The sequence below is a fragment of the Bacillus sp. EB106-08-02-XG196 genome (genome assembly GCF_013396335.1).
Taxonomy (GTDB): Bacteria; Bacillota; Bacilli; order Bacillales; family Cytobacillaceae; genus Neobacillus.
In genome coordinates, this window is record NZ_JABWSY010000030.1 from 13,604 (window position 1) to 30,010 (window position 16,407).

13 protein-coding genes are annotated in these 16,407 nt (G+C 37.5%); 11 read left to right on the plus strand and 2 right to left on the minus strand.

Annotated features, from left to right (window positions below; translation table 11 throughout):
• Window positions 1-14 precede the first annotated feature (14 nt).
• From MLOOGBEN_RS28285 to MLOOGBEN_RS28300, 4 genes are all read left to right on the plus strand, one after another.
• Window positions 15-1,007, plus strand: coding sequence for an ABC transporter ATP-binding protein (locus MLOOGBEN_RS28285; RefSeq protein ID WP_179161581.1), 993 nt, complete (start codon window positions 15-17; stop codon window positions 1,005-1,007).
• Window positions 1,004-2,008 carry an ABC transporter ATP-binding protein gene (locus MLOOGBEN_RS28290; protein ID WP_179161582.1) on the plus strand — a complete coding sequence of 335 codons (1,005 nt, stop codon included), beginning with the start codon at window positions 1,004-1,006 and terminating at the stop codon, window positions 2,006-2,008. The genes MLOOGBEN_RS28285 and MLOOGBEN_RS28290 overlap by 4 nt, the downstream gene beginning before the upstream one ends.
• Window positions 2,009-2,042: 34 nt before the next feature.
• Window positions 2,043-3,161, plus strand: a complete 1,119-nt coding sequence (locus MLOOGBEN_RS28295) for an NAD(P)/FAD-dependent oxidoreductase (protein WP_179161583.1) — start codon at window positions 2,043-2,045, stop codon at window positions 3,159-3,161.
• Window positions 3,162-3,292: 131 nt separating this feature from the next.
• Entirely contained in the window at window positions 3,293-4,063 is a 771-nt protein-coding gene (locus tag MLOOGBEN_RS28300) for a fumarylacetoacetate hydrolase family protein (RefSeq protein ID WP_179161584.1), read from the plus strand.
• Between the two features lie 497 nt (window positions 4,064-4,560).
• Here MLOOGBEN_RS28300 and MLOOGBEN_RS28305 read toward each other — a convergent pair whose 3' ends face one another.
• Entirely contained in the window at window positions 4,561-5,007 is a 447-nt protein-coding gene (locus tag MLOOGBEN_RS28305; RefSeq protein WP_179161585.1) for a BsuPI-related putative proteinase inhibitor, read from the minus strand.
• A 477-nt stretch (window positions 5,008-5,484) separates the two neighbouring features.
• Here MLOOGBEN_RS28305 and MLOOGBEN_RS28310 point away from each other — a divergent pair, with 477 nt between their 5' ends.
• Entirely contained in the window at window positions 5,485-5,652 is a 168-nt protein-coding gene (locus tag MLOOGBEN_RS28310) for a hypothetical protein (protein WP_179161586.1), read from the plus strand.
• A complete protein-coding gene (locus MLOOGBEN_RS28315; RefSeq protein WP_179161587.1) occupies window positions 5,645-5,974 on the plus strand; it encodes a type II toxin-antitoxin system PemK/MazF family toxin in 330 nt (109 codons plus the stop codon). The genes MLOOGBEN_RS28310 and MLOOGBEN_RS28315 overlap by 8 nt, the downstream gene beginning before the upstream one ends.
• 241 nt (window positions 5,975-6,215) lie before the next feature.
• Here MLOOGBEN_RS28315 and MLOOGBEN_RS28320 read toward each other — a convergent pair whose 3' ends face one another.
• Window positions 6,216-6,572 carry an ABC transporter ATP-binding protein gene (locus tag MLOOGBEN_RS28320; RefSeq protein WP_218781370.1) on the minus strand — a complete coding sequence of 119 codons (357 nt, stop codon included), beginning with the start codon at window positions 6,570-6,572 and terminating at the stop codon, window positions 6,216-6,218.
• A 246-nt stretch (window positions 6,573-6,818) separates the two neighbouring features.
• Here MLOOGBEN_RS28320 and MLOOGBEN_RS28325 point away from each other — a divergent pair, with 246 nt between their 5' ends.
• From MLOOGBEN_RS28325 to MLOOGBEN_RS28345, 5 genes are all read left to right on the plus strand, one after another.
• Window positions 6,819-8,726 carry a 3'-5' exonuclease gene (locus MLOOGBEN_RS28325; protein WP_179161588.1) on the plus strand — a complete coding sequence of 636 codons (1,908 nt, stop codon included), beginning with the start codon at window positions 6,819-6,821 and terminating at the stop codon, window positions 8,724-8,726.
• Between the two features lie 179 nt (window positions 8,727-8,905).
• Window positions 8,906-12,574: an AAA domain-containing protein gene (locus tag MLOOGBEN_RS28330; protein ID WP_256989301.1), complete on the plus strand. Its 3,669-nt coding sequence runs from the start codon at window positions 8,906-8,908 to the stop codon at window positions 12,572-12,574.
• Between the two features lie 415 nt (window positions 12,575-12,989).
• A complete protein-coding gene (gene hflK / locus MLOOGBEN_RS28335; RefSeq protein ID WP_179161589.1) occupies window positions 12,990-13,955 on the plus strand; it encodes an FtsH protease activity modulator HflK in 966 nt (321 codons plus the stop codon).
• Window positions 13,948-14,883, plus strand: a complete 936-nt coding sequence (hflC, locus tag MLOOGBEN_RS28340; RefSeq protein ID WP_179161590.1) for a protease modulator HflC — start codon at window positions 13,948-13,950, stop codon at window positions 14,881-14,883. Before hflK ends, hflC begins: the two co-directional genes overlap by 8 nt.
• 127 nt (window positions 14,884-15,010) lie before the next feature.
• Window positions 15,011-16,348: an NfeD family protein gene (locus tag MLOOGBEN_RS28345; protein ID WP_179161591.1), complete on the plus strand. Its 1,338-nt coding sequence runs from the start codon at window positions 15,011-15,013 to the stop codon at window positions 16,346-16,348.
• The last annotated feature ends 59 nt before the right edge of the window (window positions 16,349-16,407 follow it).

Here is a 16,407-nt window from a genome sequence, read left to right on the forward strand (position 1 = left end):
GAGGAGATGGGTATATGAGCGGATCTGAAACTCTTCTAAAAGTAAATAATTTACACACCCATTTTTTCACAGAACATGGTGTCGTACCTTCTGTAAATGGAGTATCCTTTGCGGTTAGGAAAGGTGAAACAGTCGGCATCGTGGGAGAATCTGGCTGTGGAAAAAGTGTTACCTCACTCTCACTTCTTCAATTAGTGGATGAAGCAGGGAAAATTGTTAATGGAGAGATATTATTTGAAGGACAAGATTTGACGAAGTTCAATAAGAAACAATTAAGGAAAATCAGAGGCAATAAAATATCGATGATTTTTCAAGAGCCGTTAACATCCTTGAATCCTGTGTTTACCATTGGTAGCCAAATTTCAGAGGCAATTCAACTTCATCAAAACGTAACCAAAGAAGAAGCAAAGAAAAAGACGATTGAAATGCTTAAAAAAGTAGGTATCCCTAGGGCTGAAAGGCAATACTATTCTTTTCCACATTTGCTCAGTGGTGGTATGAGACAAAGAGTGATGATTGCGATGGCATTATCTTGTAATCCTCAATTGTTAATTGCCGATGAACCTACAACCGCATTAGATGTTACCATTCAGGCACAAATACTAAATTTAATGAAGGAATTGAGTCAGGAATATCATACTTCCATCATCATGATTACTCATGATTTGGGTGTTATTGCGGAAATGGTTGATCGAGTAATTGTAATGTATGCCGGGCAGATTGTGGAGCAAAATAATGTGTTTGAAATATTTAAAAACCCTAAACATCCATATACGAAAGGGTTATTAAATAGCACACCAAAAATTCATCAATTAGAAGATAAGTTGGAGTCGATTGAAGGGAATGTCCCTAGTCCGTTAGAAATGCCAACCGGGTGCAAATTTCATCCGCGTTGTCCATTTTCTACAGACATTTGTCGAAGACAAGAACCGTCTTTGTATGAGGATGTAGACGGCTCAGAAGTTAGATGCTGGCTTTATGGTGAGCAGGAGGTGGAACAAGCATGATTGTTTCCGATGAACGAATCAAAACCGACGAGTGTTTATTAAAAGTGGAGGGGTTAAAAAAGTATTTTCCCACTTCCACTGGTTTGTTTGGAAGGTCAAAGCAGTTTTTTAAGGCTGTTGATGGGATTGATTTCTATGTGAAAAAGGGGGAAACGCTAGGCATTGTTGGTGAATCAGGCTGTGGAAAATCAACAACAGGGAATACCATTTTAAGATTACTAGAGCCAACCGATGGAAAAATTATTTTTGAAGGAAGAGATATTACAAAAATCTCTGACCGTGAGATGCAAAAAATAAGAAAGAATATCCAAATGGTGTTTCAAGATCCTTTTTCTTCGCTTAATCCTAGAATGAGAGTTTTTGATATTATTGCCGAACCCCTTCGTACTCATAAAGTCGCAAAAGGCAAGGACCTTGAAAATACCATTTATGAGTTAATGGAAACGGTTGGATTGGACCGCTCCTATGCAAAGCGTTATCCACATGAATTTAGCGGTGGTCAAAGACAAAGAATTGGAATTGCACGCGCGCTAGCTTTAAAGCCAAAATTGATTATTTGTGATGAACCCGTTTCGGCGTTAGATGTCTCCATTCAAGCTCAAATATTAAATTTATTAATAGATTTACAGAAGAAATTTGATTTAACCTATATATTTATTGCTCATGGTATTCCAGCGGTAAAATATATCAGCGATCGAATCGCTGTCATGTACATGGGTGAGGTGGTAGAGCTTTCCACAAAAGAAGAGCTATTTAGTCATACGATGCATCCATATACGAAGGGTCTAATTGCTGCTGTTCCTGTACCTGACCCAACACTAAGGAACAGAGAAAATAGAATGATAATAGAAGACGATTTGCCAGACCAGACCAACATGCCAACTGGCTGTAGCTTCTATTCTAGATGTCCTTATGGAAATGAAAAATGTAAAACAGTAAAACCTGAATTCAAAGAGGTAAGGGAAGGTCACTTCGTAGCCTGTCATTATCCTTTAAATTAAAGGTTTAAAATAAAACTGAAAGGAATGTGAATTTTTGAAAATTGTGGTGATTGGAGCAGGTATTGTAGGTGCTAGTACAGCATACTATTTAGCAAGAAGTGGTATGGAAGTGGTTATCGTCGACAAACTTCATGAAGGACAGGCGACTTCAGCAGGAGCAGGTATTGTTTGTCCTTGGATTACAAGAGTCGAAGACGAGGATTGGTTTACATTAGCTAAAGGGGGCGCATGTTATTATCCTTCTTTAATCGAACAACTTGGACAAGACGGCGAAAGTAATCTAGGTTACGGTTTGGTTGGAGCACTAGCTGTTAGCAGTGATGAAGAGGAACTAAATACAATTGAACAAAAGGTTAGAGAACGTCAAGCGGAGATTCCAAATGTTGGTGTAGTGTCTCGATTATCACCAGAAGAGGCTCGCCAGCTATTTCCACCATTACGAAAAGACCTTGCCGCTGTACACGTAACGGGCGCAGCTCGTGTAGATGGTAAATTGTTGCGAGATGCCATGATTAACGGGGCGAAGAAACATGGAGCATTACTAATCTCAGGTATAGCTAACCTTGATGAAGTAGAAGGGAAAGTGACAGGCGTTCAAGTAAATGGTGATTTCATTTCAGCTGATTCTGTCGTCATTACTGCAGGTGCATGGGCATCAGAGATTCTTGAACCTTATGGTTTCCGTATTCCTGTTGAACCACAAAAGGGACAAATCGCCCACTTGAAGCTTCCAGGGAAAGATACATCAAACTGGCCAGTTGTTTTGCCGCAAAGTAGTCATTATCTGGTTTGTTTCGATGATTCACGGGTGGTTGTTGGTGCAACGAGGGAAACTGGTTCAGGATTTGATTATCGTGTTACAGCAGCAGGAGTTAAAGAAGTAATGGAAGAAGCTCTTTTCGTTGCTCCAGGTCTATCAGATAGTACCCTGCATGAAGTGAGAATTGGCTTTAGGCCTGCAGGACCAGATATTTTGCCATTATTAGGTACAGTTCCTACTTTAGAGGGAGTTGTTATTGCTACTGGTTTAGGTGCATCTGGATTGACAATGGGGCCATATGTAGGAACATTAGCAGCGAAATTAGCCCTTCAAGAGGAACTTAATTTAGATATTACGCCTTATTACCCTTTTAGAAATGCTTTAAAGGTGTAAAAGTGAATAGAAATATATGATACTAGGAAGGAAGGGGTCTCTTCGTCCTCTTAGTGATGGAACAAGCACTCAACTTTAAGATGGGAAGTAAAAGCTAAATTTACACATTAGAGGATAATGAGGAGATATTAATGAAGCTTACTAGATTTTTACATGATTCTGTAAAATATACAGGCATAATTACAGACAATACCATTCGAGAAATAAAAGGGGATATTTTTAGGAATTGGACTTATACAGGTAAGGTTTTCACAGTGGAAGAGGTAAAATTTCTTGCGCCGATTGAACCGAACCAGATTATAGGAATCGGAGCAAATTATGTTTCTAAAAAAGAAGAATTACCGAGTGAGCTTCCGGAAATTCCGGTATTTTTCTTTAAACCCACTTCATCAGTAATCGGTCCTGAAGACAATATTGTTATTCCTAAGGGGATTGAAAGGGTCAAATTTGAATCTGAATTGGCCGTTGTTATTGGAAAAGAAGCTAAGAATATAGTGGAATCAGAAGTGTTTGATTATGTATATGGTTATACCATCGGCAATGATGTGACTGCTCCACAATTTTTCCATCAGGATGGGCATTGGACCATTGGGAAATCCTTTGATACATTTACACCGTTAGGTCCCGTCATTGAAACAGAGCTTAACCCGTCAGGTGTAAGTGTTGAGGCAGTGGTAAATGGGATAGAAAGGCAAAATAGTTCTACAGATTTGATGATTATATCAATTAGCAAAATGATATCCTATCTCTCAAATGTGATGACACTGAAACCTGGTGATGTCATTCTTACCGGTAGTCCTGTGGGCGCTGATTTTGTCGGTGAAGGGGATACGATTGAATGTGAAATAAAGGAGATTGGTGTCCTTCGAAATAGGTTTGTTACACAAGAAATGGCCGTTTGAACTACACTCATTAGAAGGTGGAAAGCTTCGTGGATAAAAACTCTACGGGGCTTTTGTAATATCAATTAGAGGAAAATGAGAGATAACCTGCTGTCCCTTTGGGGTAGACTTTTAAGGGCTTTTCCCTTAAGATATTTCTCTTGAAAATAGAAATAGAAAAATACACTAATCAGGAATTCAGCACTTAGACCTTGCGATTTATTTTTTCTATTTAAATCATTACAGGTAGAGGCTAACTCCCTTTTAATAGCCTTTTAATAGCTAGTGGCTCTCACCTCCGCATTCACTGGCTCTGTTGTCCGCAAACAGTGGCTCAAAACTCCGCACGGCCGTCTTATTCTGTCCGCAATCTGTAGGGATTTTTTATCTTTTTAACCGTAAGGAGCCCAACTCACTAATGAGCAGGGCACATGTACAAAATTTTTTACTAAATCATGGATTTTCCACATTACAAATAATAAATTGCTCATGTAGACCCCATGATTCCTATAATGTTATTAAACGATATAGGCCATCTCGACCTTATATTTTTCTTTACTAGTAGGAGTTAGCCAAGCTTCTAGAATGTATTTACCTTTTTCTAAATTTAACTCAGCTAGGTCTATATCATAATGTAATTCTTCCCCTGGTTTAAGCGTTTCTTCACCTAGTACAGCCATAAATAGGGCAACACTTGAGAATAGAAATACCTGTTCACCATCTTCCGTTTTCAACGCATAATCAAAACGTTGGCTGCTTGTAAACTGAAATGTTATGTCTTTATCTGTTGGATTGGTTATGTGAAAACGAAACTTTCCATTTCCTTTGTCAACTAAACTCGACATGACATCCTCCTGTCCTTTTGCTACTTGGTTGGTTTCAAAATTTCCAAAGTACACAAATAATCCAATAACCGTCAAGCTTACTATTAATAACAATGAAATCATTTTTTTACCTATTCTCATATGATCACCCCGTTATCATAATGGTTCTTCACTTATATAGACCTATTTAAATGGAAAATGTTACAAAGTAGCTTTGCCTATTAATGAGGATAGCCCCTAAACGCTTTTTCTAATACAGTTCAGTTCGAGTTCTTACCTGCAAAAAGAAACATCCCCGTGCTCTAATTTGGAGTCGGGGATGTTTTTTTTGTGTTATTTCCCTTTAGCTTTGGAGTGGTCAAGCGGAACTGAATTAGCCGTTTCGCCTGTGCAATTTTAAATGTATCTTCTTGAATAAAGGCTAAATCCCATTATGCTCTTTCCTTGTTTTGATGGACCGCCTTTAAATTTACTTAACATTAGAGTAGAAAACCAAGATGCAAAAGTCATAAAAAACCGTCAGAACCGACCCCATTGTCTCAAGGTATTGTAAACTATGTTTATGCCATATGGTATATGAGTTATACTTAGTGTATGATGAAGATGGAGGTGAATAATGTGTCTATTTCAGAAAGAATTATCAAGGAGCTTGATATGTTAAATGAAAAAGAGCGTCTAGAGGTATTAGAAAAAATCAGAGAAAAATATATGTCAAAAGATGTAATTTTATTAAATAAGAATTATGCCTGGTGGGATAACGAGGAGGATGACATATATAATGAATAGTAAAGTGAAGCAGGGTGAAGTTTGGCTGGCAGATGTAATTTTTAAAGATTCCCTTCAATCGAAACTGCGCCCTGTTCTTATTGTAGGCAATGAATTGGCGATAGATGTTGATGTGATTATTGCTCCAATTACAAGTCAACAGCCTCGAAATAAATTTGATGTTGTTCTGGAGTATTGGAGAGAAGCTGGGTTACAAAAATCATCACTTGTTCGTACTTCAAAAATTATTTCTATACACGGAACTGAGTTAAATCGTAAATTAGGCGTGTTACATCGGCATGACCTTGATAGAGTATTACATATGTGCAGGGAATTATTCTAGTTTAGTAATTTAATGTCAGTATTATATTCTTTAGAGTCCACGAGTCTTTTATTGAGATAAAATTCAACAATTAATAAATAACCTCCAAAGTTTTCCACTTCTCTTGCGTATACCTCATCAATTCCACTACCATGCCCATAAAATTACTTGGTATCCCAAAACCTCTATGGTTGATTTTTTCTCTGATAATATGTCAAAACATCCCCGTGCTCTAATTTGGAGTCGGGGATGTTTTTTTGCTTTATTTCCTTTTAAGAACGCCTTTTTTCACAAGATTAACAAGTGTGCCCTTATTTTTATAACGATTATAAGCAATTAACCTATTTAAATCTTTTATGGTTAGCTCAGTTGGATTGATAGCCAGTTCAAATTCTTCTTTTACTTTTTCAATCAACGAGAGTGCATATTCGATCTGTTTTGCTGATAATGTGTAATCCTCATCCTGGAGGGGAACTTGGTTTGTTTCTATTGCTGCAGCATGTTCCTTTAGCTTGGCGTCCACTAGTGCCTCTACTTCAGCTTGACTTATAGATTGATTGTGAGAAGTATTCGTAGATTGACTAGTTTTAAATAGTTTATCGATTATTCCTTTAAACAATTATTTCACTCCGCTCTTTGTGAGACCTACCATTTTCTTTTACTGGTCTTATTTTCCTATAATACTATTATTAAAAGAATATAGTGGAAAATACAATACTTTTGGGGAATTTTTGTTAATTTTGGTAGAAAGTAGTCAAAGAATATCGAATGACTCTTACGTATTTAGAAGTTTTTTGTAATATTATGGGTGAAATGGCCTAATTGTAGTATAATGTAGAAAATTGCAATTTTTGGAGCGGTTGTTATGGCGATTACGATTCCTGAGACAATTCGATCTTCTGCTACAGCAGGGGAGAGACTGTTTTTCCGGACGCTTAAAACTTTTCTACCAGATGATTATATTGTTTACTTTGAACCAGATATTCAAGGGAGAAGACCTGATTTTGTGGTTATTGGGCCTGACCTTGGCATTGTTGTGTTAGAAGTGAAGGATTATACGAGGAATACCCTTTTTCAAATTAATCATGATGAATGGCATATTGTTACGACCTCTGGAGATCAAGCGGTCATTAAAAGCCCGATGAAGCAGGCACGGGATAATATGTTTCATGTGGTGGATACGTTGAAAAAAGATAAAAATCTGATTCAATTAGACGGTAAATATAAATTTCAATTAAAGTTCCCATATGGTCATGGTGTTGTTTTTACTAGATTGTATTCAAAGGATTTTGTCCAGGAGGGACTTTACACAGTCATTGAGCCCAATCTATGTTTTACCAGGGATGAGATTGACCCGGACAAAGAGGGATTTTCAGAAGAAATATTAATGGAAAAGATCCTCAATATGTTTGTCGTGCCATTCCGATTAAAGGAATCGCTATCGATAGAGGACATCAATGCTATTCGATATCACTTATTTCCTGAGGTCCGGATTAGTGCTGAATACAAACCACCTGTACCTTATCAGGACCAGCTTCTGTTATCCTTGCATGATATTAAAACCATGGATCTTCACCAGGAGAATTTAGCGAAACAGATAGGGGATAAAAATCGCTTAATACGTGGTGTTGCTGGAAGCGGTAAAACGATCATATTAGCAAGTCGGGCAAAGATGTTATCAAAGCAGAATCCAGACTGGAAGATTCTCATTCTCTGTTATAATATTTCTCTTTCAAATGCGATCCAGCAAATGATCCATCATATGCTCAATGAGCCTGAGGATTTATTTGATTTTGATCCAAATGCGAAATCTGTACAAAATGAGAATATTATTGTGAGGAATTTTCATTCCTGGTTAAAGAACGATTTAAGGATACGGGAGCAGCAGCTGCCAGATATCATAGAAAAACTAGAAAGAAATGAAGCCATTCTACCTACATATGACGCCGTTTTGATTGATGAGGGACAAGACTTTGAAGCCGACTGGCTGCGGTTAGTTAGTTTACTGATTAATGCAGATACACAGTCTCTATTATTAGTAGAGGACCGCGCTCAGACGATTTATCAGCGGAAGCGTTCCTATTTGCAGGATACCGGCTTAAGTTTTAAAGGAAGATCTAAGGTTCTGTCTATCAACTATCGCAACACCCAGCAGATTGTGAAATTTGCTTGGGAATTTTACCGAAAGCATTCAATGTTTAAGAATAAAGTGGTCAATCGTGAACTAGAGGGTGAGATCATTGCACCACAGAGTACCAAGCGGAGAGGTCCAGAGCCAGGTATCGTAAAGGCAGCTACTTTTTTTGAGGAAATGAGAATTGTTGCTCGCTCCATAAAAAAATTACATATCGAGAAAAAAGTCCCGCTCGAGGACATCTTAATTCTTTACCGTGTCAAACGGACTCATAAGTATCCAATCATTGATATTATTCAGCGTGCATTGAAGGATGAAGGAGTACCTTACTATTGGATCACCGAAAGCGACGTCTCAAAACGCTCTTATGCAAAAGATGATGGTAAAGTTAAAATCAGTACTATTGATAGCAGTAAAGGATTAGATTTTAGAGCCGTATTTATCGTCAATGTCGACTCGATGCCTTTTCCACTTGAGGAGAATAAGGAGAGGGAAGTTTCATTGCTGTACATAGGGATGACAAGAGCTAAGGAATACCTGTGTCTTTCCTATTCTGGAGAATCTGAATTCACTCTACATCTTGATAGTATTTTGGAAGTGAGGAAACAGAAGAAGATTGATATCGAAAAAGTTAATTAATTTTTATACAAAAATGAGCCTATATATTTGTATAGACTCTTTTTGACTATTTTAGAAAGAGTTCGGCAGTCTTTATTTTTCGCTTTTTTAAATGGATTAAAGGATCTTAAAAAAAGGAATTATAAAGAAGGATAAAGGAAAATTAGTGGTTATTGGAAAAATGGAAAGAGGTCTTTTAATTGAAAGATAAGTTAGTACATATGAGAGATAAACTTAATGATATTAGCAGGCGCAATCGTTCTATCCGATTATTGAAACTTTATAATAAGTGGAGCTTTGATGTAACCGAACTGGATACGCTAGCCTTGTTATCAAAGGAGAAAGTAAGTTCACTTGTTGTGGAGCAAATTATTAATCAGTCTAAAAATGAAATTACTTTACTTAAGCCCACCATTACGAATGAAAAGTCCATGATCATTTCTAAAAAGCTGACTGATTTGTATCGAAACATAAAAGCAATTGAAGAAGAAACAGGAATCCACGATTTTTATTTAGGTTTTCCTTTTTTGTCAGGGAAACTTTATGACGGTACGTTTTTTCAAGCCCCCTTATTTCTATATCCAATAAGACTTGAAAGAAACAATGTGAATTCACAAAAATGGGTGTTAAAACTCGATGAAGGCAGTCCACAGATTAATCGTACTTTGTTTTTAGCATTTAAAAAGTTAAATAATCTGACGTTTGCCGAAGAGTTTTTTGAAAAAGCTGCCGAAATTTCAACGAATTTTAACTACGATGAATGGCTATCCTTTTTGAAGGAAAATGAAATGAATGTTTCGTTTATTCCCAAAGGTATAACGAAATTACGTGAATATAAAACAGATGAAGTTCCTGAAGTGACGAATCTAACTTTATTGGAAAATGCCATTATCGGGAACTTCCCTCAAGGAGGTTCCTCATTAGTAAAAGATTATGAGGAACTAATTGAACTTTCAGAAGAAAGTGATTTGTCTCTCGCTGGAGAACTCATAGACCCACAAGATCATGATCTCGATAGAGACGGAGGTCAAGTTGAAAACGAAAAAGACAAGATATCGGAAAAACCCGAGATATTAAATCTCTTACAAGCCGATGGCTCACAAGAGGAGATTTTGGTTGAGGCACGCTATAAAAAAGGGATCGTTGTCCATGGACCACCTGGTACAGGGAAGTCACAAGTCATTGTTAACTTAGTATCCGATGCCATTAATCAAGATAAGAAAGTATTAGTCGTTTGTCAAAAACGAGCTGCTTTGGATGTAGTATATCAACGAGTTGAAAGTGTGGGATTAAGTAATCATGTTGCACTTGTTCATGATGAAAAAAATGACCGAAAAAAGCTCTATGCAAAAATTGGTGCCCTGCTTGAACAAAATCAAGTTGCATATGAAAACGCAATAAAAGATTTAGCTTCAACCTCCAAGAAATTATCTACTCAGGAAGATTTATTAAATAGAATTGCAAATGCATTATATGAGTACCAGGACTTTGGATTAAGGCTTTACGATCTGTACGGATTAGCAAAACCCATTGAAAATACCAATCAAATCATTGATTTAACAGAATTATTATCAGCATTAAATAAAGATGTTTTAGAAGATGTATCTGAAAAAGCCTATACATATGCTGAATGGTTTGAACGGTATGGAGATGAGGATTACCCATTAAAAGAAAGAAAATCCTTTGCGAATTTTAATATGAAGGAGAAGCTAGAAGCGATAGAATTGCTGAACGAAATCATTGAAAAGGCAAAAAAGTCAGTTGAGTACCTGGATTCATTAGATCATGAAAAAATTACTCCAGCTTATACGTGGTTAATTGAAAATAAACTCGATAAAATTTATCCGGATATAGAAGATGGTACTAAAAAAACATTACAAGGGCTTAGACTATGGTGGTGGACCTCATTTTCCGGTAAGACGATTATAGAAGAATTATTGGAAGGCCAAAAGTTTAAAGGCACGAGTTCGCCGGAATGGTTAAAAATAAAAAAATCTCTCATAATGATGAATCAATTGGGTAAAGTTACAAAAACAATGGCTGAAGAAATGGACAAGCTTAAAAAATATCTAAATGATGCAACTATTGAGGGTTTTAAAAATAGAATCTCAGAAGGGGATATCCCTTTAAATGAATTAGATAAAATGGTTGAATATTTCCATCGGGATTTCGAAGATTTACAGCAAATGGATGTCTATTGGAATCTTTGTTCTGATCTAGAGAAAAAGGTCATTCTTTTACTACAAAAGAAAAAAACAACTAATGTATTAACACTTTCTGACTATTGGGTAGAGTTATTTAGAAACTCTGCGTATGTTCAATGGATTGACCAGACGGAAAAGAAATACCCAGAGGTGCAAAAAGTTTCAACCAATGAATTTTCAAGGATAAGAGAATCTTTCGCAGCACTAGTGGAAGAGAAGAGGAAGATTGCCACTCATTATTTAATAAATAAACTAACAAAAAAAGTGGAAACAGCACAAGCCATCCATCCTAAAGGTATTAGGGAGTTAAAGCATCAGGTAGGTAAGAAGAGACAGGTTTGGTCCCTTCGGAAATTAGTCAATCATTTTGCCGGTAACGGACTTGTAGATATCATGCCTGTTTGGCTGGCATCTCCGGAAATTGTTTCTTCTATTTTTCCATTAAAGGATGGGTTATTTGACATCGTCATTTTTGATGAAGCCTCACAATGTACGGTGGAAAGTGGAATTCCGGCGGTTTATCGTGCGAAACAAGTGATCATCGCTGGAGATGAAAAGCAGCTGCCACCTTTTAATATGTTCCAATCTTCCTTGGTATCCGATGATGAGGAGGAAGAACAATATGATACAGATGATTCACTTAGTTTATTAAACTTAGCTAAGAGAAGATTCCCGGAAAGGTTGCTGCAATGGCATTATCGTTCGAAATATGAAGAGTTAATCAATTATTCCAATCATGCCTTTTATAATGGGCATGTCCAAATAGCACCTAATGTTGTTCCTTTTAAAAATCCGCCAGCGATTACATGGAAAAAGGTGGAGGGAAGATGGATTAATCAATCCAATGAAGTAGAAGCTATAGAGGTCGTTAAAATATTAAAAGACCTATTAATTAAGCAGCCTGGAAAATCCGTTGGGATTATAACCTTCAATGCGAAGCAGCAAACGAAAATACAGGATGTTATTGATAAAAATTCAGCTGAAGATCAGGAATTCAACTCCGTTTATAATCAAGTCATGGCGAAAGAGCTGGATGAAAGAGTCTTTATAAAAAATATCGAGAATGTTCAAGGGGATGAAAGAGATATTATTCTTTTCTCAATCGGTTATGCCAAAAATGAGGAAGGCAGAGTCTATAACCGGTTTGGCATGTTAAATCAAAAGGGTGGAGAAAACCGGTTAAATGTTGCTGTTACAAGGGCAAAAGAGGGAATCATTGTGGTATCAAGTATTGAACCCGAAGAACTTAATGTTGCAAACACCGCCCAAATGGGACCCAAATTACTTAAAGCCTATTTAAAATATGTTAAAGCTGTATCAAACTCACATGTTGACCAGGTTAAGGCAGTTATTCAAGAAATCAATGAAAATGTGAATACACATGTACAAGATTTAGAATTACATTTTGATTCTCCATTTGAGGAACAGGTGTATAATCAATTAAAAAGCTTAGGATATGAGGTTGCTACCCAAGTAGGAATGTCAGGCTATCGAATTGACTTGGCCGTTTTTCATCCGCATGACTCTTCCAGATATATTTTGGGAATAGAATGTGACGGAGCCATGTATCATAGTTCTGCAAATGCAAAGGAAAGAGATGTTTACCGACAACGATTCCTTGAAAGTAGAGGATGGACCATTGAACGAATATGGAGTCGAAATTGATGGAAGAACTCATCTGCTGAGATAGAAAAAATCGATCAGAAAATAAAAGCATTATTAAAAAGTCAAGATATTCGAGATAAAGTGGTTCATAAATAATATAAATTGAAGTTCCCATAAAGGTGAATTCATTCATCGATATGGGAACTTTTCTATTTTTTTCGACCAACAAATTGCAGGTTTTTATACCTGTATTTTATTTTGAGATGGACCTAGTATTCCTAGAGACAAAAGTGATAAATCTAGGATTCTTATAATTTTCTACGCAAAAAAGTCCATCAGAACCGTCCCCCCGGTCAAGACCAATCTATAAAAATAGGAATATAGCAAAGGGAAGTTTACTATTTATTAAATATTGAAACTTTTTTGTAAAATAGCCGTAATAAAACTATAGACTTGCAGAAAGAGGGGGGACGAAATGGCTAATTTAAATAAAATATATAAAATCGTTGGCCTTATTTTTTTAGTAGCAATCGTCGTTATGGTCGGTTTCACCACTTGGTACACCGTCGATGAAAGTGAGCAAGCAGTTATTATTACCTTTGGTAAGGTTGAAGAAGGGGTAAATGAACCCGGGTTACATTTTAAGCTTCCGTGGCCCATTCAATCTGTTGAAACGTTATCAAAGGAAACCTTTAGTCTACAATTCGGTTATGAAGAGAAAGATGGGGAAATAAAAGAGTTTCCAAATGAAACGAAAATGATTACGGGTGATGAAAATATCGTTTTAGCGGACCTAGTCGTCCAATGGAAAATAACAGAGCCAGCCAAATATCTTTTTAACGCTGAGAAGCCAGAAGAAATATTGTATAATGCTACATCTGCCTCTTTAAGAAGTATTATTGGAAGTTCGAAAATTGATGACGCTTTAACCTCAGGAAAGGCTGAAATTGAAGCGGATGTCCGGGATTTGTTATCTACATTGGTAGAAAAATACGATATCGGGATATCGATACTTGCGGTCAAGCTTCAGGATGTGGAGCTGCCCAATGATCAGGTAAGAAAGGCATTTACAAATGTTACAGATGCCCGTGAAACAATGAATACAAAGATTAATGAAGCAGGGAAATATCGAAACAAACGGACCAATGAAGCCAAAGGGGAAGTGGCTGCCATAAATTCAGCAGCCCTGGGTGATAAAGCAGCAAGGATAGAAACAGCAAGAGGGGATGTTTCCGTATTCAATAAATTGTACGATGAATATCGTACCAATCCTGACATTACTCGTGAGCGTTTAATTTTGGAAACGCTTGAACAGGTTCTCCCTAATGCTGAAATTTATATTATGAACGATAATGGAGATACATTGAAATATTTCCCAATCCGACCTTTGGAAAACCAACAGCCAAAGACAAATGGGGAAGGAAGTGAAAAAAATGAGTAATGACAATGTAGTCAACATAGAGGGTCGCGGTCCAAAAGGATTTAACTGGCGGAACTACAAAAAAATAGCCATCTTTATCATTATCGTAATCGTCCTCTTAGGGGTATTCCTTTTAAACCTCATTGTTGTGAAAGAAGGCCAGTATAAAGTGATTCGGCAGTTTGGTGAAGTGGTACGAATTGTGAAAACCCCAGGGTTAACCTATAAAGTTCCGTTCATTCAAAGTGTCACGACTCTGCCAAAATATCAAATGACGTATGATGTTACCGAAGCTGAGATTAACACCAAGGATAAGAAGCGGATGCTCATCGATAACTATGCCATTTGGAGAATTGAAGATCCGAAAAAGATGATCACCAATGCTAGGACCGTTGAAAAAGCAGAATCCCGAATGGAGGAATTTATTTACTCCGTCGTTCGTTCAGAACTCGGGCAGTTAAACTATGATGAAATTATTAATGATGAAAAATCTTCACGTGGTTCTTTAAATGATCGGATCACTGATAAGGTGAATGACCTTCTCGGAAATGATCATTATGGGATTGTGGTTACGGACGTAAGGATGAAGCGCACGGATTTACCTTCAGAGAATGAACAGTCTGTATTCACCAGAATGATTTCTGAACGAGAATCGAAAGCACAGGAATATCTGTCTATGGGTGATGCAGAAAAGAATAGAATAGAAGCTGATACGGATCGCGAAGTGAAGGAATTGCTATCAAAAGCGAAAGCGGAAGCTGAAGCCATTCGTGCTGACGGGGAAGCTGAGGCAGCGAGAATCTATAACCAGGCGTTCTCAAAAGATCCAGCCTTTTATTCCATGTTCCGAACTTTAGAATCATACAAAAAGACGATTAATGATGAGACCGTTATCGTCCTTCCATCCGACTCCCCTTATGCACGTTTGTTGATGGGATATACAGATTAATCATATATACCGGCAAGTTAAATGAATGGTAATGCCCTGCTAGTAGCTTCGGTGTAGCAGGGCTTGTCCTGTCTGGTAAGAAAAAGGTTTTTTTAGGAGAAACATAAATAGAAGGGAGCGAAATGAAATGAATCGAATACGAATCGTTGCTTGTTTTTCATTGATAGTTGGCTTTATGCTTATGCTGCTCCCAGTGGACAGCTCTGCAAAAGGGGAAGTTGTCTATGTTGTACCGATTGAAGAAACAGTAGAAAAGGGATTGTACGCCTTTTTGAAAAGAGCCGTTGAAAGTGCTGAGAATGAAAATGCGGAGGTGATTATTTTTGAAATCAATACACCTGGTGGAGCCGTTGATGCTGCTGTAGATATTGGCAGGCTGCTTACTTCCACGAAAACCAAGACAGTAGCTTTTATTAATAACCGAGCGTTATCCGCAGGTAGCTATATTTCATTAAATATGGATGAAATCTACATGGTGAAAGGAGGGACGATGGGAGCGGCTGCGATCATTGACCAGCAAGGGAATACTGCTGGAAAGAAGGCGGAATCCTATTGGTTTGCCGAAATGAAAAATGCGGCAATGCATGCCGACCGGGATCCCATTTATGCACTGGCAATGGCGGATGAAAATGTTGATTTACCAGAGTACGGAGCCGAAAAAGGGAAATTATTAACATTAACCTCCGAACAGGCTGTAGAGGTAAAATACGCTGAAGGCATTGTTAACAATCTTGATGAACTGCTTGAATTACTCGGATACCCCGAAGCGGATTTACGAACTCTTGAAGTAAGCATGGCTGAAAAAATTGCCCGCTTTATCACAAATCCATTTGTTTATTCGATGTTACTAACGATTGGACTTCTTGGTCTCGTATTGGAATTATTCTCACCTGGTTTCGGTGTTTTCGGGTTTACTGGAGTGTCATCATTGCTGCTGTTTTTTTATGGACATCTCGTCGCGGGGCTTACAGGTTATGAAACCCTTATCCTATTTATTATCGGGATTGCCCTCATACTATTAGAGTTGCTTATATCAGGTGGTATTGCAGGGATCCTCGGCTTTATCGCAATGGTTGCAAGTTTCTTTTTGGCAGCAGATAATGCAGTTTATATGGGTATATCCCTGCTAGTGGCCATTATTGTTTCCATCTTGATATCTATTTTATTGATTAAGGTCTTTGGTAAAAAAATGAGCCTGTTTAAAAAGCTCATTTTAACCGACTCCACGAATACAGAAAGCGGTTATATCGCAAATATAAGCCGTTTAGAATTAATCGGACTGGTTGGGTCTACGTTAACAGTCCTGCGGCCATCTGGTACCATCGTCATTGAAGACGAAAGGCTAGATGCTGTAAGTGAAGGTGGCTTTATTGGTAAAGGATCCAAAGTAAAAGTGGTGAGTTCGGAAGGGGCCAGAATTATTGTAAGAGAAATACCAAATATGGATAAGGAGCATTCCTGTTAGAAGGATTTTCGGGGACTTGAACAACAAAGAGCCCTCTTGGTATGATACGGGGTGTCAAA